The organism is Vibrio crassostreae, assembly GCF_024347415.1.
GTDB classification, from domain to species: domain Bacteria; phylum Pseudomonadota; class Gammaproteobacteria; order Enterobacterales; family Vibrionaceae; genus Vibrio; species Vibrio crassostreae.
Map to the genome: position 1 here is coordinate 838,909 of NZ_AP025476.1, position 18,467 is coordinate 857,375.

The 18,467-nt window shown below is 44.0% G+C and carries 15 protein-coding genes and 19 tRNA genes; 9 read left to right on the plus strand and 25 right to left on the minus strand.

Features of this window, described 5'->3' with window-relative positions:
* Nucleotides 1–239 precede the first annotated feature (239 nt).
* Entirely contained in the window at nucleotides 240–1,415 is a 1,176-nt protein-coding gene (locus OC193_RS03865) for a 2-octaprenyl-3-methyl-6-methoxy-1,4-benzoquinol hydroxylase (RefSeq protein WP_048663671.1), read from the plus strand.
* A gap of 69 nt (nucleotides 1,416–1,484) precedes the next feature.
* On the opposite strand, the gene OC193_RS03870 is transcribed toward OC193_RS03865, so the two are convergent.
* From OC193_RS03870 to lolB, 25 genes are all read right to left on the minus strand, one after another.
* Complete coding sequence (locus OC193_RS03870) at nucleotides 1,485–2,531, minus strand: lactonase family protein (RefSeq protein ID WP_048663670.1); 1,047 nt, start codon at nucleotides 2,529–2,531, stop codon at nucleotides 1,485–1,487.
* Between the two features lie 157 nt (nucleotides 2,532–2,688).
* A tRNA-Leu gene (locus tag OC193_RS03875) sits at nucleotides 2,689–2,773 on the minus strand.
* A 55-nt stretch (nucleotides 2,774–2,828) separates the two neighbouring features.
* Nucleotides 2,829–2,905 (minus strand) — tRNA-Met (locus OC193_RS03880).
* Between the two features lie 50 nt (nucleotides 2,906–2,955).
* Nucleotides 2,956–3,040, minus strand: a tRNA-Leu gene (locus OC193_RS03885).
* 94 nt (nucleotides 3,041–3,134) lie between these two features.
* A tRNA-Gln gene (locus tag OC193_RS03890) sits at nucleotides 3,135–3,209 on the minus strand.
* A 30-nt stretch (nucleotides 3,210–3,239) separates the two neighbouring features.
* Nucleotides 3,240–3,324: transfer RNA gene (locus tag OC193_RS03895), tRNA-Leu, on the minus strand.
* Between the two features lie 55 nt (nucleotides 3,325–3,379).
* Nucleotides 3,380–3,456 (minus strand) — tRNA-Met (locus OC193_RS03900).
* A 50-nt stretch (nucleotides 3,457–3,506) separates the two neighbouring features.
* A tRNA-Leu gene (locus OC193_RS03905) sits at nucleotides 3,507–3,591 on the minus strand.
* 94 nt (nucleotides 3,592–3,685) lie between these two features.
* Nucleotides 3,686–3,760 (minus strand) — tRNA-Gln (locus OC193_RS03910).
* 30 nt (nucleotides 3,761–3,790) lie between these two features.
* Nucleotides 3,791–3,875 (minus strand) — tRNA-Leu (locus tag OC193_RS03915).
* A 94-nt stretch (nucleotides 3,876–3,969) separates the two neighbouring features.
* Nucleotides 3,970–4,044: transfer RNA gene (locus OC193_RS03920), tRNA-Gln, on the minus strand.
* A 30-nt stretch (nucleotides 4,045–4,074) separates the two neighbouring features.
* Nucleotides 4,075–4,159: transfer RNA gene (locus tag OC193_RS03925), tRNA-Leu, on the minus strand.
* Between the two features lie 109 nt (nucleotides 4,160–4,268).
* A tRNA-Gln gene (locus tag OC193_RS03930) sits at nucleotides 4,269–4,343 on the minus strand.
* Nucleotides 4,344–4,373: 30 nt separating this feature from the next.
* Nucleotides 4,374–4,458, minus strand: a tRNA-Leu gene (locus OC193_RS03935).
* A 94-nt stretch (nucleotides 4,459–4,552) separates the two neighbouring features.
* Nucleotides 4,553–4,627 (minus strand) — tRNA-Gln (locus OC193_RS03940).
* Nucleotides 4,628–4,657: 30 nt separating this feature from the next.
* Nucleotides 4,658–4,742 (minus strand) — tRNA-Leu (locus OC193_RS03945).
* Between the two features lie 74 nt (nucleotides 4,743–4,816).
* Nucleotides 4,817–4,893 (minus strand) — tRNA-Met (locus tag OC193_RS03950).
* Nucleotides 4,894–4,970: 77 nt separating this feature from the next.
* A tRNA-Gln gene (locus tag OC193_RS03955) sits at nucleotides 4,971–5,045 on the minus strand.
* 29 nt (nucleotides 5,046–5,074) lie between these two features.
* Nucleotides 5,075–5,159 (minus strand) — tRNA-Leu (locus OC193_RS03960).
* Between the two features lie 67 nt (nucleotides 5,160–5,226).
* Nucleotides 5,227–5,303, minus strand: a tRNA-Met gene (locus OC193_RS03965).
* Between the two features lie 280 nt (nucleotides 5,304–5,583).
* Nucleotides 5,584–6,675 carry a redox-regulated ATPase YchF gene (gene ychF / locus OC193_RS03970; protein WP_010439159.1) on the minus strand — a complete coding sequence of 364 codons (1,092 nt, stop codon included), beginning with the start codon at nucleotides 6,673–6,675 and terminating at the stop codon, nucleotides 5,584–5,586.
* Between the two features lie 10 nt (nucleotides 6,676–6,685).
* Nucleotides 6,686–7,276 (minus strand): aminoacyl-tRNA hydrolase, encoded by a 591-nt coding sequence (pth, locus tag OC193_RS03975; protein WP_004739815.1) that lies wholly within the window; start codon nucleotides 7,274–7,276, stop codon nucleotides 6,686–6,688.
* Nucleotides 7,277–7,484: 208 nt separating this feature from the next.
* Complete coding sequence (locus OC193_RS03980) at nucleotides 7,485–8,429, minus strand: ribose-phosphate pyrophosphokinase (protein WP_004739814.1); 945 nt, start codon at nucleotides 8,427–8,429, stop codon at nucleotides 7,485–7,487.
* Between the two features lie 27 nt (nucleotides 8,430–8,456).
* Nucleotides 8,457–9,332, minus strand: coding sequence for a 4-(cytidine 5'-diphospho)-2-C-methyl-D-erythritol kinase (gene ispE / locus OC193_RS03985; protein ID WP_017062310.1), 876 nt, complete (start codon nucleotides 9,330–9,332; stop codon nucleotides 8,457–8,459).
* Nucleotides 9,329–9,976 carry a lipoprotein insertase outer membrane protein LolB gene (gene lolB / locus OC193_RS03990; RefSeq protein ID WP_048661910.1) on the minus strand — a complete coding sequence of 216 codons (648 nt, stop codon included), beginning with the start codon at nucleotides 9,974–9,976 and terminating at the stop codon, nucleotides 9,329–9,331. The genes ispE and lolB overlap by 4 nt, the downstream gene beginning before the upstream one ends.
* A gap of 160 nt (nucleotides 9,977–10,136) precedes the next feature.
* On the opposite strand from lolB, the gene hemA reads away from it, so the two are divergent.
* From hemA to ybaK, 8 genes are all read left to right on the plus strand, one after another.
* Nucleotides 10,137–11,396 (plus strand): glutamyl-tRNA reductase, encoded by a 1,260-nt coding sequence (gene hemA / locus OC193_RS03995; protein ID WP_048659779.1) that lies wholly within the window; start codon nucleotides 10,137–10,139, stop codon nucleotides 11,394–11,396.
* 28 nt (nucleotides 11,397–11,424) lie between these two features.
* The gene (prfA, locus tag OC193_RS04000) at nucleotides 11,425–12,513 is read left to right on the plus strand and encodes a peptide chain release factor 1 (RefSeq protein WP_019821589.1); all 1,089 of its coding nucleotides are present in this window, start codon (nucleotides 11,425–11,427) and stop codon (nucleotides 12,511–12,513) included.
* A gap of 5 nt (nucleotides 12,514–12,518) precedes the next feature.
* Nucleotides 12,519–13,379 carry a peptide chain release factor N(5)-glutamine methyltransferase gene (gene prmC / locus OC193_RS04005; protein ID WP_048661911.1) on the plus strand — a complete coding sequence of 287 codons (861 nt, stop codon included), beginning with the start codon at nucleotides 12,519–12,521 and terminating at the stop codon, nucleotides 13,377–13,379.
* A 187-nt stretch (nucleotides 13,380–13,566) separates the two neighbouring features.
* Entirely contained in the window at nucleotides 13,567–13,950 is a 384-nt protein-coding gene (locus OC193_RS04010; RefSeq protein WP_009848726.1) for a SirB2 family protein, read from the plus strand.
* Nucleotides 13,951–13,978: 28 nt separating this feature from the next.
* On the plus strand, nucleotides 13,979–14,788 hold the full coding sequence (locus OC193_RS04015; RefSeq protein WP_017069620.1) for a SirB1 family protein: 810 nt from the start codon (nucleotides 13,979–13,981) through the stop codon (nucleotides 14,786–14,788).
* A 22-nt stretch (nucleotides 14,789–14,810) separates the two neighbouring features.
* On the plus strand, nucleotides 14,811–15,665 hold the full coding sequence (kdsA, locus tag OC193_RS04020; RefSeq protein WP_017069619.1) for a 3-deoxy-8-phosphooctulonate synthase: 855 nt from the start codon (nucleotides 14,811–14,813) through the stop codon (nucleotides 15,663–15,665).
* Nucleotides 15,666–16,171: 506 nt separating this feature from the next.
* The gene (gene ushA / locus OC193_RS04025) at nucleotides 16,172–17,833 is read left to right on the plus strand and encodes a bifunctional UDP-sugar hydrolase/5'-nucleotidase UshA (protein ID WP_048659781.1); all 1,662 of its coding nucleotides are present in this window, start codon (nucleotides 16,172–16,174) and stop codon (nucleotides 17,831–17,833) included.
* A gap of 118 nt (nucleotides 17,834–17,951) precedes the next feature.
* A complete protein-coding gene (ybaK, locus tag OC193_RS04030; protein ID WP_048659783.1) occupies nucleotides 17,952–18,425 on the plus strand; it encodes a Cys-tRNA(Pro) deacylase in 474 nt (157 codons plus the stop codon).
* Nucleotides 18,426–18,467 lie beyond the last annotated feature (42 nt).

The window sequence follows — 18,467 nt, forward strand, 5'->3', positions numbered from 1 at the left end:
ATGTCATAATTCAGTATTCAGTTTTATGACAGGCTCTAGCGGCAAGCGGCGTATTGTACTGGTTTCAAAACCGACTGACTAGTAGTCTGAACAAATCTCTTATGTAGTGGTTTTTATTATCGTTAACGCCATATGCCATAAGGGATAACCCTTTTTTCGAATAAGGTTTTTGGTTACAAGTTAGTTATGAAAAAGTACAATCAAAAACAGTCAAAGAATCAAACTGATAAGTACAAAATATGAACAGTTACGATATTGTAGTAGTCGGTGGCGGCATGGTTGGCGCAGCAACAGCTATCGGTTTTGCAAAGCAAGGTCTGAGTGTTGCGGTAATCGAAGGTTTTGCCCCACAAGCTTTTGATGAGTCACAAACGATGGACATTCGTGTGTCAGCGATTTCTCAAGCATCGGTCGAGTTGCTTGAAGATCTTGGTGCATGGCAAAGTATTGCAGCGATGCGAGTGTGTTCATATAAGCGTTTAGAGACGTGGGAACACCCAGAGTGTCGTACTCGGTTTGATGCTGCATCACTGGACCTTCCTCGTTTGGGCTATATCGTTGAGAACAGACTTATTCAATTGGGCTTATGGTCTCAGTTTGATGCTTATGACAATTTAGAACTGTTGTGCCCTGAAAAGTTGGATGAGATTGAGTTTGGCGAAACTAATATCGTTAAGCTTCAATCTGGGGCTGAGCTATCCACGAAATGGGTGATTGGTGCGGATGGCGCGAATTCAGCCGTTCGTCAACAAGCTGGTATCGGTATTACTGCTTGGGACTACCGCCAGCACTGTATGCTTATCAACGTAGAAACCGAGCAGCCTCAGCAAGATATTACTTGGCAGCAATTTTTACCAAGTGGTCCTCGTTCATTTTTGCCTTTGTGTTCTCTAACCTCTGACGGTCAAGAAATCGGGCAGGGGTCATTAGTTTGGTATGATTCTCCACTGCGTATTAAGCAACTGTCAGCAATGACCCCTGAAAAACTACGTAACGAAGTACTTTCTCACTTTCCTAAAGAGTTAGGTGATATTAAAGTCTTGAATTCGGGTTCTTTTCCTCTGGCACGGCGTCATGCTCAATCATATTCGAAGAATAACTGTATTTTAGTCGGGGACTCTGCACATACGATCAACCCATTGGCAGGGCAGGGTGTTAACTTAGGCTTCAAAGATGTATCAGTCCTGTTGGATGTCACCAAAGAAAAGGGTGAATTGAATCAGTTTGTAGCAAGACGTTATGAAGTGATGAGAAGAGGCGACAACCTAATGATGCAGAGTGGCATGGATTTTTTCTACAAGACATTCAGCAACGACATTGGTCCGCTCAAGTTTGCACGTAATGCTGCGCTAAAATTAGCAGAGAACTCTGGGCCGATTAAAACCCAAGTATTGAAATACGCCTTAGGCCTTTAATTTATTAGTTCAGATTATCTATATAGAGAAGGAGAGCAGATGCTCTCCTTTTTTGTTTGGTGCTGAGTGCTATAACTGCTGTGTAACGCAAACCGGTGCGTCGATCTCTAAAGAGTATCCTGTATAAACCAAAGACCCATCCTCACTATTTCGTTTGAATGAGGTGATGCTATTGGAGTGTTGGTTTGCTGCGATAAGCCATCGTCCGCAGTCAGTAATATGAAAATCGCGAGGGAAGTTGCCTTCAGTATTATAGCTATCAATAAAAATAGGCATTTTCGTTGTAGGCTCGATTCTGAAGCAACTGATCCTTGATTGGTGTCGACAAGATACATAGAGGAATTGCTCATCCGGCGATAGTTTTATCGCAGCCGTAGCTTCTCCTTTCTCCATATTGGGAAGCGCATCAATTTCTTCTACGATATTCCATACACCCAAAACCTTTTCCAACATAAGTATCGATTCAGAGAGCTCGCAGATCACATAGGCTCTGTCTTCTGCTTTGTTAAAGATTAAATGGCGAGGTCCATTGCCGGCTGGCACTTTAATAGACTGCATAGGCTCGTCTAGAAACTCTTCCTGTTCTTCATCGAAGCAATAGAAGTTGATTCGATCGGTGCCGAGATCGACAGTCACAAACTGTGGCGAGTTTTGTAAGAACAGACATTGGTGGGCGTGCGGGCTAGTTTGTCTCTCTTTGTTTGGCCCGGAACCAACCATCTTGATTGTTTTGAGGCGCTTATCGATGTTGCCATTGATACTTAAGCTAAAAATATCGAATGTGCCTGATGAGTATTGCGACGTGATAGCAAACTTATTGTGTGGATCTATCGTGATGTGGCAGGGGTGACCGCCAGCGATAGTACCGGAGTTCTTAACCGTCTTTGAGTTAGGGCTAGGAATATGAATCAGCTGCGGCTGTTTTGGCTGATCAATTTCAGACGCGGTATAGATGCCAAGTTTTGTCGCTACGACAAAAGACGGGTTAGTGCACTCTGCAACGAGCTCTAAAGGTAATAGCTTTCCGCTTTCCAAGTCTAATTGAGCCTGATATACGCCTTGGCTTTTACTGGGAGTGTCTGTGTAGCAACCGATCGTTAGAGTGAGGTTTTTCATAGGGCAGTCATACTCAATTAGAAAATGGAGCAGACATTGTCTTATAAAAAAGTCATGAAGTGATTAGATAGAGAGAAATACTTGGTGACGGAGTTATCAGATTTACATATTCCAGATAAAACAAAACCCAGCTAAAAAGCTGGGTTTCATTCAATGATGGTGCGGTCGGAGAGACTTGAACTCTCACACCTCTCGGCGCCAGAACCTAAATCTGGTGCGTCTACCAATTCCGCCACGACCGCAGCAAATCTTTGTAGTCATATCGAATATTGGTGCTTCAATAAGACATTGTATAAGTGGTGGCTACTGCGGGATTTGAACCTGCGACCCCATCATTATGAGTGATGTGCTCTAACCAACTGAGCTAAGTAGCCATAAAAAATCTAATAGATTCATTATTTGTTCTCTAATTAAAGAGAAATAATGGTGCGGTCGGAGAGACTTGAACTCTCACACCTCTCGGCGCCAGAACCTAAATCTGGTGCGTCTACCAATTCCGCCACGACCGCAGCAAAGCTTTATAGTTATATCGACATTGGTGATTCGATGTAACGTTGTGCTCTTAGTTAACTACTTAAGTAATAAAACAAAGAGTTTAAATAGTGGCTGGGCTACCTGGATTCGAACCAGGGAATGCTGGCATCAAAAGCCAGTGCCTTACCGCTTGGCGATAGCCCAACAATGATATCATTTAAGATATCTAAATAATGGTGCGGTCGGAGAGACTTGAACTCTCACACCTCTCGGCGCCAGAACCTAAATCTGGTGCGTCTACCAATTCCGCCACGACCGCAGCAAATCTTTATAGTCATATCGAATATTGGTGCTTCAATAAGACATTGTATAAGTGGTGGCTACTGCGGGATTTGAACCTGCGACCCCATCATTATGAGTGATGTGCTCTAACCAACTGAGCTAAGTAGCCATAATAAATCTAATAGATTCACTATTTGTTCTCTAATTAAAGAGAAATAATGGTGCGGTCGGAGAGACTTGAACTCTCACACCTCTCGGCGCCAGAACCTAAATCTGGTGCGTCTACCAATTCCGCCACGACCGCAGCAAATCTTTATAGTTATATCGACATTGGTGATTCGATGTAACGTTGTGCTCTTAGTTAACTACTTAAGTAATAAAACAAAGAGTTTAAATAGTGGCTGGGCTACCTGGATTCGAACCAGGGAATGCTGGCATCAAAAGCCAGTGCCTTACCGCTTGGCGATAGCCCAACAATGATATCACTTAAGATATCTAAATAATGGTGCGGTCGGAGAGACTTGAACTCTCACACCTCTCGGCGCCAGAACCTAAATCTGGTGCGTCTACCAATTCCGCCACGACCGCAGCAAATCTTTATAGTTATATCGACATTGGTGATTCGATGTAACGTTGTGCTCTTAGTCAACTACTTAAGTAATAAAACAAAGAGTTTAAATAGTGGCTGGGCTACCTGGATTCGAACCAGGGAATGCTGGCATCAAAAGCCAGTGCCTTACCGCTTGGCGATAGCCCAACAATGATATCGCTTAAGATATCTAAATAATGGTGCGGTCGGAGAGACTTGAACTCTCACACCTCTCGGCGCCAGAACCTAAATCTGGTGCGTCTACCAATTCCGCCACGACCGCAGCAAATCTTTATAGTTATATCGACATTGGTGATTCGATGTAACGTTGTGCTCTTAGTTTTCTATTTAACTTTAAAACAAGCTAAGTAAAAACAAAGAGTTTTAAATAGTGGCTGGGCTACCTGGATTCGAACCAGGGAATGCTGGCATCAAAAGCCAGTGCCTTACCGCTTGGCGATAGCCCAACAATGATATCACTTAAGATATCTAAATAATGGTGCGGTCGGAGAGACTTGAACTCTCACACCTCTCGGCGCCAGAACCTAAATCTGGTGCGTCTACCAATTCCGCCACGACCGCAGCAAAGCTTTATAGTTATATCGACATTGGTGATTCGATGTAACGTTGTGCTCTTAGTTAACTACTTAAGTAATCAAACAAAGAGTTTAAATAGTGGCTGGGCTACCTGGATTCGAACCAGGGAATGCTGGCATCAAAAGCCAGTGCCTTACCGCTTGGCGATAGCCCAACAATGATATCATTTAAGATATCTAAATAATGGTGCGGTCGGAGAGACTTGAACTCTCACACCTCTCGGCGCCAGAACCTAAATCTGGTGCGTCTACCAATTCCGCCACGACCGCAGCAAATCTTTATAGTTATATCGACATTGGTGATTCAATATAACGTTGTTTGTTCTTCTTTCATAAAGAAAGAATGGTGGCTACTGCGGGATTTGAACCTGCGACCCCATCATTATGAGTGATGTGCTCTAACCAACTGAGCTAAGTAGCCATCTGAGAGCGAAGTAATATAATATAATCTCGCTTCCAATGCCATTATCTTTTTAAAGATAATTACACTTTAAATAGTGGCTGGGCTACCTGGATTCGAACCAGGGAATGCTGGCATCAAAAGCCAGTGCCTTACCGCTTGGCGATAGCCCAACAATGATATCACTTAAGATATCTCAATATGGTGCGGTCGGAGAGACTTGAACTCTCACACCTCTCGGCGCCAGAACCTAAATCTGGTGCGTCTACCAATTCCGCCACGACCGCTTTACTTTCCTAAAAACTCTTGTCGTTAATAAACATGTATTTAATAACAAACAGAGTGCTTAGGAAATGGTGGCTACTGCGGGATTTGAACCTGCGACCCCATCATTATGAGTGATGTGCTCTAACCAACTGAGCTAAGTAGCCATTTCCAAATTGTCGTTCATTTCGAGACGTTGCCGCTTCGTTGTGAACGGGGCGCATTATGCGTAGTTGAGCGAAACCCGTCAACTTTTTTTTTGAATAAATCGCGAATAAACATCTGTTCGGTTTCTTTTTAGGCAAAGAGGCGTATTTGTCGACAAAAAACAGGTCAAAAAGGCGATATATATAGGAAGTTAAGTTTCTGATGAGGGGCAATTTAGAAAGGGGAAAAACAAAAAGGCCAGTGAATTCACTGGCCTTTTTTCTAGATGTTTAATCAGAATTATACGTTGAAGCGGAAGTGAACAACGTCACCATCTTTAACAATGTATTCTTTACCTTCAAGGCGCCATTTACCTGCGTCTTTCGCTCCGCTCTCACCGTTAAATTCGATGAAGTGATCAAATCCAACAACTTCAGCACGGATGAAACCTTTCTCGAAGTCTGTGTGGATCTTACCCGCTGCTTGTGGCGCAGTTGCACCTACAGGGATTGTCCAAGCACGAACTTCTTTAACGCCAGCTGTGAAGTAAGTTTGAAGAGTCAGTAGTTCGTAACCAGAGCGGATCACTCGGTTAAGACCTGGCTCTTCGATACCCATATCCGCTAGGAACTCTTCGCGATCTTCGTCGTCAAGTTCAGAAAGCTCAGATTCGATTGCTGCACAAACAGCAACAACTACGTTGTTTTCGTTTTCAGCGTATTCACGAACAGCGTCTAGGTATGGGTTATTTTCAAAACCATCTTCTGCAACGTTTGCGATGTACATTGTTGGCTTAAGCGTTAGGAAGTTTAGGTAGCCGATTGCTGCCGCTTCTTCTTTGCCAAGTTCAACAGTACGCGCCATCCCACCTTCTGTTAGAACTGGAAGTAGCTTTTCTAGTACAGTGATTTCGAATTTAGCGTCTTTGTCGCCGCCTTTTGCTTTCTTCGCGTTACGTTGAATTGCACGCTCACAGCTGTCTAAGTCAGCCAGTGCAAGTTCAAGGTTGATCACTTCGATATCTTCGATTGGAGATACTTTGCCAGCAACGTGAACAATGTTTTCATTTTCAAAGCAGCGCACAACGTGACCGATAGCGTCAGTTTCACGGATGTTAGCTAGGAATTTGTTACCAAGACCTTCACCTTTAGATGCGCCAGCTACTAGGCCCGCGATATCTACGAATTCCATTGTCGTTGGAAGGATCTTCTGTGGATTAACAATTTTTGCTAATGCATCTAAGCGTAGATCTGGAACCGGAACGATACCTGTGTTTGGTTCGATCGTACAAAATGGAAAGTTTGCTGCTTCGATGCCTGCTTTAGTCAGTGCGTTAAACAGAGTTGACTTACCAACGTTTGGTAGACCAACGATGCCACATTTAAAACCCATGATATAAACCTTATTCTGCTTTGAACGTATGTAAGCGATTTTGTGCTTTTGGTAGGCCATCTTTCAATAAGATGTCTAGGCTGCGAACCGATTCGTCAACGACGGCCTCGATACACTCTTGCTCTTTTTGAGGAGCTTTGCCTAATACATAACCTGCAACTTTATCTTTGTGTCCTGGATGGCCAATGCCTAATCTAAGACGATAGAATTCTTTATTGTTACCCTGTTTGCTGATGATGTCTTTCAGACCATTATGTCCACCATGACCACCACCTTTTTTAAACTTTCCAATACCAGGAGGCAGATCTAACTCGTCGTGAGCGACCATGATCTCTTCAGGTTTAATTTGGTAGAACTTTGCTAAGGCTGCAACTGCTTTGCCTGACAAGTTCATAAAAGTCGTTGGGATCAGCAAACGAAGATCTTCACCGTGAACCATGATACGACCCGTTAGGCCAAAGAACTTTGGTTCGTTCTTTAGTGTCACGTTATGTACACGCGCTAATTCTTCAACTACCCAAGCACCCGCGTTGTGGCGAGTTTTGGCGTATTCTGGACCTGGATTAGCCAGTCCAACGAGAAGTTTTATTTGTTGGCTCAAGGTATGGATCTCTCTTGGGATTTCAAAAAGCGCCGTATGATATCACAGTTTATGAAAAAGGTGCGAGCTAGCTGATAGCTGCGCGATTATTCCTGTTTGTGATAACTAGCAGTGCAATATTACTCAGACATAAAAAAAGCACTTCATTGAATGAAGTGCTTAATGTTTTTCTCTCGTGTGTTTCTAAAGCAAAGCTATTGAGCTCTGATTAGTTGAACATCGCTGAGATTGATTCTTCATTGCTGATACGACGAATCGCTTCAGCAAGCATGCGAGAAAGGCTAAGTGTTGTCACTTTACCAGTCGCAGCCATCTCTGGAGATAGAGAGATTGAATCCGTTACGATAACTTGGTCTAGAACAGAGTTCTTGATGTTGTTCGCAGCAGTACCAGAGAAAACAGCGTGAGTTGCGTAAGCGAATACACGCTTAGCACCGCGCTCTTTAAGCGCTTCAGCTGCTTTACATAGTGTGCCACCTGTATCGATCATGTCATCAACGATAACACAGTCACGGCCTTCAACATCACCGATTAGGTTCATTACTTCAGAAACGTTAGCACGTGGACGACGCTTATCAACGATAGCGATGTCAACATCACCTAGCGCTTTAGCCGTTGCACGAGCACGTACAACACCACCAAGGTCTGGAGAAACCACAACTGGGTTTTCTAGGCCACGGTTAGCCATGTCTTCTAGAAGAACTGGAGTACCGAAGATGTTATCAACTGGTACATCGAAGAAGCCTTGGATTTGCTCTGCGTGTAGGTCGATAGTAAGAACGCGGTCAACGCCAACGTTAGAAAGGAAATCTGCAACAACTTTTGCAGTAATTGGCACACGAGCAGAACGTACACGACGATCTTGACGGGCATAACCGAAGTAAGGGATTACAGCAGTAATACGGCCAGCAGAAGCACGGCGCATTGCGTCAATCATTACCACCAATTCCATAAGGTTGTCATTGGTTGGTGCACAAGTTGATTGAATCAGGAATACATCGCTACCACGAACGTTTTCATTGATTTGAACAGCGACTTCGCCATCAGAAAAACGGTCTACAGTAGCATCGCCAAGAGAGATGTATAGACGATCAGCAATACGTTGGGCTAGTTCAGGTGTTGCGTTACCAGCAAATAGCTTCATATCAGGCACGGTGGAAACCTCGGGTTGCGTCCAGTTTTAAATAGATTGTGGGTGGGCTGATTGGTATTCAGCCAGAGTTTCTTTTAAAGGAGAAATGTTTCTTCCTTTCGCTATGAAAGCGGAAACTGTGTCAGGCAGTTGTTCTCGCACCAATTCGGCTTCTTTTTCGCTGTTAAATTCAGCAAAAACGCACGAACCTGTGCCAGTCAATCTCGACGGCGCGTATTGTAGCAGCCATGAAAGTTGCTTATCAACCTCTGGGTACAGCATTCGCACAATTTTTTCGCAATCGTTTACGTATTCTTGCTCTAGAAGCGTTGATAGCGCTCGCTTTGGCGTGTTTCGAGTTAATTCTGAATGTGTGAATATGTCTACAGTTGCTATGCTCACTTGAGGTTTAACCACAAGATACCATTTTTCATCCGGATTAGCTGGCTGTAGCTGTTCTCCAACGCCTTCAGCAAAGGCGGCGTAGCCTCGAACGAACACAGGAACGTCAGCACCAAGCTTCAAACCGATCTTAGCGAGCTGATCATCCGAGAGGTTGAGTTGCCATAAATAATTCAGGGCGACCAACACGGTTGCTGCGTTTGAAGAGCCTCCACCAATACCACCACCCATAGGCAGCACTTTCTTGAGTTCAATATCCGCACCGAAAGAGGTCGATGTGTATTGTTGAAGGGCAGTAGCCGCTTTCCAAATAAGGTTGTCTTCCGTAGCAACGCCCGGAATTGCAGGGGTTATTGTGATCGCACTTGTTTTTTTATTTGCAGTGACCGTCAGTTCATCACCAAAATCGACAAACTGAAATAAGGTTTGAAGTTCGTGATAGCCATTGTCACGTCGACCAGTGATATAGAGAAATAAATTCAGTTTAGCCGGAGAGGGCCAATGGGTTGGCGTTGTTATCATTTTTTCAGTGTCCACTTCGAAACTACAATGTTGATTTTGTTCTCGTTTTGCTTGAATGACAATCGAGTAGGGAGTGGGATTGTCTCTACTTTTGCGTTGTCTTCATCCGATAGTTGCTTACTCGGCATTTCTGTATTGCGATAGTTAGCAAAATTCAGTGTCCATAATTGACTGCTGACTTGTTTGGACAGAGATTCAAGAGTGTTGGTACTGCTGAGTTGATAGGAATCGGCTTGGTCTGGAATGCCAAGGAACCATTGTGGTAGATGATCAATGGGGATCTGTAAGCCTGTCAGCTGCTCAACCAAGATTGAAGCACTCGCATGAGTAAATACTTGGTCATCATAGGTCACGACTTTTGCACCTGATGGAGCAATGGTTAGGTTCAATGCGGTTTGACCGAGAAAAGTCGTAAGCCTTAATTGACTCTGATTTGGAGAATGCTTCCAAATGAAATTGAGGCTTTGGCGTTGCTCTGGGGAAATGTAAGCGAGCTTGCCTGACGCTTGATAGTTTTCTATCTGTAAAAGCCGATTTTGGTGACTTTGCCATTCGACGCTGGTTGGTTGTTCTGGGATAGACGAGCAACCCACCATAATTATGGTCATAAAAATAAGAGACGTGATTTTGAGAAGCTTGCTCATATTTGCTCACAACTTGTTCAAATTTATCTAAAAAACGCTTCAACTATAGCATTGAATTCACGAAGTCAGGAAAACAAATCCCGCTTGCTCTTTAAATAGAGCCATGCATCAAGTAAAATTCGCCCCTTGTTTCCATTCCCTGATCGAGAACTTCTGATACATGTCTTTGCTTGCCGTAGGTATCAATCACAATACAGCGTCGGTTGAATTGCGAGAAAAAGTCGCTTTTGGTCCAGATAAATTATCTGAGGCACTCAAGCAACTTAACGCAAATGCACACGTAAATGGAAGTGTCATACTTTCTACCTGTAATCGAACTGAAGTGTATTGTGACGTCAAAGGCGTGGCAAAAAACAAGTTGATCGATTGGTTGTCAGTTTTCCATCAAGTTAGCCCTGAAGAGCTAAAACCAAGTCTTTATATCCATGAAGAGCAGGCCGCGATTAAACATTTAATGCGTGTCGCTTGTGGTTTGGACTCTTTGGTATTGGGTGAACCACAGATCTTAGGTCAGGTGAAGCAAGCTTATACAGACTCGCGAGAGAATAAATCTGTTGATGCTTCAATGGAAAAGCTGTTTCAGAAATCATTCTCTGTCGCGAAGCGTGTTCGAACTGAAACGGAGATCGGCGGAAGCGCGGTTTCGGTTGCTTACGCAGCTTGTACGTTAGCCAAACATATTTTTGAATCAATTGCCGATTCAACAGTGTTATTGGTGGGTGCGGGTGAAACGATTGAGTTGGTGGCTAAGCATCTTTCAGCGAATGGCTGCACCAAGATGATAGTGGCTAACCGAACTCGTGAGCGTGCTTTAGGGTTGGCTGAAGAGTTTGGTGCTGAAGTGATCAGCCTCAATGAGATCCCTGATCATCTGCATCGAGCGGATATCGTGATCAGTTCAACCGCCAGTCCGTTACCTATTATTGGTAAGGGTATGGTGGAGACCGCACTGAAAACAAGAAAACATCAACCTATGTTGTTGGTTGATATTGCGGTTCCGCGTGATGTGGAATCTCAGGTCGGTGAGTTAAACGACGCCTACCTTTATTCAGTGGATGATCTGCAGTCGATTGTTGATGGCAACATTGAACAACGCAAAGTGGAAGCGATTCAAGCGGAAGCAATAGTTAGCGAAGAAAGTGCGGCATTCATGAGTTGGATGCGTTCACTGCAAGCGGTAGACAGTATTCGTGACTATCGCAAATCGGCCAATGAAATCCGAGAAGAATTATTAAGTAAGAGTTTACAATCACTTGCCGCTGGCGGTGACCCTGAGAAAGTCTTACTTGAGCTAAGTAATAAGCTCACAAACAAATTGATCCATGCTCCAACGCGTGCACTTCAAAGTGCAGCTGAGCAAGGAGAACCTGCAAAATTAATGGTCATTAGACAGAGTTTGGGCTTAGAAAACCCTCAATAATATTAGACCTCCAACAGAATAAGACATTATGAAAGCCTCGATTCTAGTAAAGCTTGAAACACTTGTTGAACGCTATGAAGAAGTTCAACATCTACTTGGTGATCCAGATGTAATCGGGAATCAAGACAAATTCCGTGCACTTTCTAAAGAGTACTCTCAACTAGAAGAAGTGACGGCTTGCTTCCAGTCATACCAGCAAGCTCAAGAAGATTTAGAAGCTGCTGAAGAGATGGCAAACGAAGATGACGCTGAAATGCGTGAAATGGCTCAAGACGAAATCAAGGACGCAAAAGCGGCGATTGAGCGTTTGACGGATGAGCTACAGATTCTTCTGATTCCAAAAGATCCAAACGATGAGCGTAATTGCTTCCTTGAGATCCGTGCAGGCGCGGGTGGTGATGAAGCGGGTATCTTCGCGGGCAACCTGTTCCGTATGTACTCTAAGTTTGCCGAGAAGAAAGGTTGGCGCGTTGAAATCATGAGCAGCAATGCTTCTGAGCAAGGCGGTTACAAAGAGATGATCGCTAAGGTTAGTGGCGACGCTGTTTACGGCACAATGAAGTTTGAGTCAGGTGGTCACCGTGTACAACGTGTACCTGAAACTGAATCTCAAGGCCGTGTTCATACGTCAGCATGTACTGTTGCAGTTATGCCGGAAATCCCAGAAGCGGATCTGCCAGAAATTAAAGCGGGCGACCTTAAAATTGATACCTTCCGTGCATCGGGCGCAGGTGGTCAGCACGTTAACACCACGGATTCAGCAATCCGTATTACTCACTTACCAACGGGTACAGTAGTAGAGTGTCAGGACGAGCGTTCTCAGCATAAAAACAAAGCGAAAGCGATGGCTGTTCTTGCTGCTCGTATTGTTCAAGCAGAAGAAGAGCGCCGAGCGGCAGCTGTTTCTGATACACGTCGTAACCTACTAGGTTCTGGTGATCGTAGTGACCGTATTCGTACGTACAACTACCCACAAGGTCGTGTTTCGGATCACCGTATCAACCTTACTATTTACCGTCTTAACGAAGTGCTTGAAGGTGATATGCAAAGCTTGCTTGATCCTGTACTTCAAGAGCACCAAGCCGATCAACTTGCTGCACTTGCAGAGAACAACTAACCTGTATGCAGTCAGCATATACGGTTGAAAGTGCTTTAAAAGCAGCAATCGTAAAGCTTCAAGAGGGTGATAACACATCACCCTCTATTGATGCTGCGGTACTGCTTTGTCACGCCTTAGATAAACCAAGATCTTACCTACTTACCTGGCCTGAGAAGCACCTCACTTCAGAGCAAGAGTCTGAATTTAACGTCCTTATAAAACGTCGCTTAACCGGTGAGCCTGTGGCTTATATTATCGGTGAGCGTGAGTTTTGGTCACTGCCGTTAAAAGTTTCTCCTTCTACCTTAATTCCACGCCCAGATACTGAGCGTTTGGTTGAGGTGGCTTTGGATAAAACTTACGGCAAGCAAGGTGCGATTCTAGATTTAGGGACAGGTACAGGTGCTATCGCGTTAGCATTGGCGTCAGAGATGCCGAACCGACAGGTAACGGGTATTGATCTTCGCCCTGAAGCGCAGCAGCTGGCGACAGAAAATGCGAAGCGCTTAAACATCACCAACGTTACGTTTTTACATGGCAGTTGGTTTGAGCCTTTGAGCTCTGAAGAAGCTGTGAAGTTCTCTCTGATTGTCTCTAACCCACCTTATATTGAGAAAGATGATCCTCATTTATCTCAAGGGGATGTGCGTTTTGAGCCAATTACCGCATTGGTTGCTGAAGAGAAAGGACTGGCTGACATTCGCTATATTTCTGAAAATGCACGTGGCTTTTTGGAAAATGAAGGCTGGTTGGCGTTTGAACACGGTTACGACCAAGGCTTGGCGGTGCGTGAGATAATGCAGGCGCTCGGTTATCTCGATGTTGTCACAGAGAAAGATTACGGTGGTAATGACCGAGTGACATTGGGTCGTTACTGTTCATAGATAGTGACTGTCCATCGGCTGCGGTTAATCGTCTTGTGAGCAATAGATGATGAACTTGCTAAATTTATACCTTTAACTCGACAATACATTTCACCCTGTGATGCATTTAACGCAGAAATACAGAGCATTAACGGGTATTGTGTGGCTCGTGTTAACGAAAGCACATATAAAAATATAAAGGAATACCATGTACGAAGGTTTAAAACATTTTCACTTACTAACGATTGCGATAAGCGCACTGCTGCTTTCGATTCGTTTCGCTCTTATGATGGCTAACTCTCCAAAGCTTAAGCATCCTTTCTTGCAGCGTTTTCCTCATATCAATGATTCGTTGCTACTGCTATCGGGTATTGGTTTGATTTTTATCACCGGCTTTATTCCATTTACACCTGCAGCACCATGGTTAACTGAAAAACTAACCTGTGTTATGGCTTACATTGCATTGGGCTTCTTTGCACTTAAGCTAGGTAAGAACAAGCTATTGAGAGTTTTCTCTTTCTTCGGTGCACTTGGCTGGTTAGCAATGGCAGGCAAAATCGCAATGACCAAGACGCCAACATTTTTCGGTTAATTATCTCCTTATTTTCGGTTAACTATCTATGTACGAATTTTTTGATGAAGACTTTGACCAGCTAGAATTAGCTGAAGGTGCATTGATCTTAAATAAAGCGATTAACCCAGAAACCCAAGACAGTTGGGCTGAGCAAGAGCTGGCAAGATTGTTTAAAGAAGCTGAGTTTGCTTTGGTTCATGAAACCGACGAACAGCAGAAGTTTGAGTCTTTTATTCGACTATTCTTCTACGAGTGGGGTTTTGCTGGCGATAAGGACGCGTACTTCTCTTCAGAAAACGCATTCATTGATAAAGTGCTTGAGAGAAAGAAAGGCATTCCAGTGAGTCTGGGGGCGATCTTTCTTTTTCTAGGTCGCAAGCTAGGCTTTCCTGTAGAGGGCGTCTCTTTCCCGACTCAATTCTTACTTAAAGTAAGCTGGTACGGGCAAGCTGCGGCCTACATTAACCCTTATAACGGTGAGTACGTTGGCGAACAAACGTTGCGAGCATGGTTAATTGGGCATGATGGCCCATTAGCTAAGGTGAAACCTGAGCACTTGGAAGTCGCCGACCATCCAACAATTATTGGTAAGTGGTTAGCTCTGCTCAAGAGTGCACTGCTGCGAGAAGAGCGTTATACACTTGCATTGAAGTGTACCGATCTGGCGTTAACGTTTGTGCCGGATGACCCGTATGAAATCCGTGACCGCGGTTTTATCTATCAGCAGCTAGACTGTCATCAAGTGGCTGCAACGGATTATCAATACTTTATCGACCAATGCCCAGATGACCCGGCATCTGAGTTACTGAAATCTCAAGTGAACGTCATGAACGAAAAGACAGTGGTTGTTCACTAATTAATAATTATTTAGAGAGAATATGATGGAACAGAAAACAGTTCACATTGGCGATATGCCAATTGCTAACGACAAGCCATTTACGCTATTTGCAGGCATGAACGTTCTTGAATCTCGCGATCTCGCTATGCAGATCTGTGAGCACTATGTAAAAGTAACCGAGAAGCTGGGCATCCCTTACGTATTTAAGGCGTCTTTCGATAAAGCGAACCGAAGCTCAGTTCATTCATACCGTGGTCCAGGCATGGAAGAAGGTCTTAAAATCTTCCAAGAGCTGAAAGACACTTTCGGCGTGAAGATCATTACTGATATTCACACAGAAGCTCAAGCTCAGCCTGTTGCAGATGTGGTTGATGTAATCCAACTACCTGCATTCCTAGCTCGTCAAACTGACCTTGTTGAAGCAATGGCTAAGACTGGCGCGGTGATCAACGTGAAGAAGCCTCAGTTCATGAGCCCGAACCAAGTTGGTAACATCGTTGATAAGTTCGCTGAGTGTGGTAACGACAACATCATCCTTTGTGAGCGTGGCGCTTGCATGGGTTACGACAACCTAGTAGTTGATATGCTTGGCTTTGGCGTAATGAAGAAGTCTTCAAACGGTAGCCCAATCATCTTCGATGTGACGCACTCTCTACAAATGCGTGACCCATCAGGTGCTGCATCTGGCGGCCGTCGTGAGCAAACGGTTGAGCTTGCTAAAGCGGGTCTTGCGACAGGTATTGCGGGTCTGTTCATTGAAGCTCACCCTAACCCAGACCAAGCTCGCTGTGATGGCCCATCTGCGCTACCTCTAGACAAACTAGAGCCGTTCTTGAAGCAGATGAAAGCACTGGATGACCTTATCAAAGGCTTTGAGCACATCGATATTAAGTAGCTGAAGCTGATGTTAAATAACTCGCTAATGTAAATTAGTTAAAGTGGTTATTTAACGATATCAAATAAACGCCCAACTCTAAGAGTTGGGCGTTTTTGTTTATCTGGGTATCAGTTCGTTTCGTTGTGCGCTTATCTGTTCTTTTGAGCGCTAATTAGCGCTAGATGATTAAATCCTTGTTAACAGAATCTTTGACTCCCTAAGAAATAACCATGAGTGTGTGAGGTCTGTCCTGTTTACAGTAAATTACTGATGTTCATCACACTTTATAAGTAAACGATTGCCTGTGATGCAGGGGAAGTTTGAGTGTAATCTCATAATTTTGTTACACTTAACTGTTGATCTATGCGTGACCAATTCGACATAAATATGAAATCGTCGTGTTACATCTAGAATGTTAATTTAAGATTAGTCATGTTGAAGTCTTATTGTTCGAACTCCAGGAAAGGGGTCGCAATAGATTATAAAAAGCAGTGGATTCCCCTAAAAAGTTCAAAGGTATGACAATGAAGCAACGCCTTATTCTAAAGACAGCACTAAGTGCTGCAATCCTAGCTACTTTAGCTGGGTGTGCGTCTCAATCAGCTCATGATTGGAACCAAGACGAAACTTACAAGCTAACGATTCTTCACACAAACGATAACCATGGTCGTTTCTGGCAGAATAAATACGGCGAATACGGCATGTCTGCGCGTAAAACGCTTGTTGACCAACTTCGTTCAGAAGTTGAAGCAGAAGGCGGTAGCGTGTTGCTTCTATCTGGCGGTGACATCAACACGGGTGTTCCAGAGTCAGACCTTCAGGACGCAGAACCTGATTTTAAAGGTATGAACAAAATTGGTTACGATGCAATGGCATTGGGTAACCACGAGTTTGATAACTCTTTAGACGTACTACAAAAGCAGATCGACTGGGCTAACTTCCCAATGTTATCTGCAAACATCTACGATAAAGCGACAGGCGAACGTAAATTCCAAGCGTACGAAATGTTTGAAAAGCAAGGCATCAAGATTGCGGTTATTGGTTTAACAACTGAAGATACCCAAAAGATTGGTAACCCTGAATTTATCGCAGGCATCGATTTCCGTGACCCTAAAGAAGAAGCGAAGAAGCTAATCGCTGAACTTAAAGAAACAGAAAAACCGGATCTAATCTTTGCTGTGACTCACATGGGTCACTACGAAAACGGTCAACGTGGTGTTAACGCTCCGGGTGATGTTGCACTCGCTCGTTACCTAAACGAAGGCGATCTAGACATGATCGTTGGTGGTCATTCTCAAGAGCCTGTATGTATGGAAGGCCCTAACGTAGCGAAGAAAAACTTCAAGCCGGGTGATGAGTGTAAGCCTGACGTACAGAACGGTACTTACATCGTTCAAGCTCATGAGTGGGGCAAGTACGTAGGCCGTGCTGATTACGAATTCCGTAACGGCGAACTAGAGATGGTGAGCTACGATCTGATTCCAGTTAACCTTAAGAAGAAAGTTAAGATTGACGGTAAGAAGCAACGTGTTCTTATTCAAGATGAAATCGCACAAGACCCAGAGTTACTTGAATTCCTACGTCCTTTCCAAGAGCAAGGTCAAGCACAGCTAGAAGTTCAAATTGCTGAAACTAATGGCAAGCTTGAAGGCGACCGTAACGTTGTTCGTTTCCAACAGACTAACCTAGGTCGTTTGATTGCAACATCTCACATGGAGCGTGCAAAAGCAGACTTCGCTGTGATGAACTCTGGTGGTGTACGTGATTCAATTGAAGCCGGTGATGTGACTTACAAAGACGTACTAACAGTACAACCTTTTGCAAACATCCTGACTTACACAGACATGACGGGTAAAGAAGTTCTAGATTACCTAAATGTAGTTGCGACTAAACCAATCGATTCTGGTGCTTACGCTCAGTTTGCTGGTATCTCAATGACAGTAGCGAACGGTGAAGTATCGAATGTATTCATCGGTGGTAAACAGCTTCGTCTAGACGAAACATACCGTTTCACAGTACCAAGCTTTAACGCTGCTGGTGGTGACGGTTACCCTAAACTGTCTGATCACCCAGGTTACGTAAATACTGGTTTTGTTGATGCTGAAGTACTGAAAGAGTACCTAGAAGCAAACAGCCCGGTTGACGTGAACAAGTACGCGCCTTCAGGCCAAATGGTTTACAAGTAATTGAATCCAAGCAATTGTATCAATAGGTGCTAAATTAGATTGACTCTAGCACCATGATAAATTTAACTAAAGCGACGCCTCGGCGTCGCTTTTTGTTTATCTATCGTTTGGATTTGTTATGACCCCTGCAATCAATCTCGCCAAGAAAAAGAAAATCGCTCATAGTGTGCATCAGTATCATCATGATGCGAATAATACCAACTATGGTTTAGAAGCCGTTGAAGCGCTTGGCCAAGATCCCAAACGTGTATTCAAAACGCTGTTGTTTTCCTTGAATGGTGTGGCGAAAGATTTGGCGGTTGCCGTTATTCCTGTCGATCAGAAGCTAAACTTAAAGCTTGCAGCGAAAGCGGCGAAGGGCAAAAAAGCGGAGATGGCTGATCCAGATATTGCTCAGAAAACCACGGGTTATGTTGTTGGTGGAATTAGTCCTCTTGGACAGAAAAAAGCACTGCCTACCTTTGTTCATTCAAGCGCTACCGATTTTGAAACTATCTGTGTGAGTGCAGGGAAGCGCGGGCTAGAGATTGAGTTAGATCCGAAAGATTTAGTAAAACTGACTCGAGGCCAGTTTGCTGATCTATGTTTATAGATTGTCGTCATCATGACGATAAAACTATCGAATGACCAACAA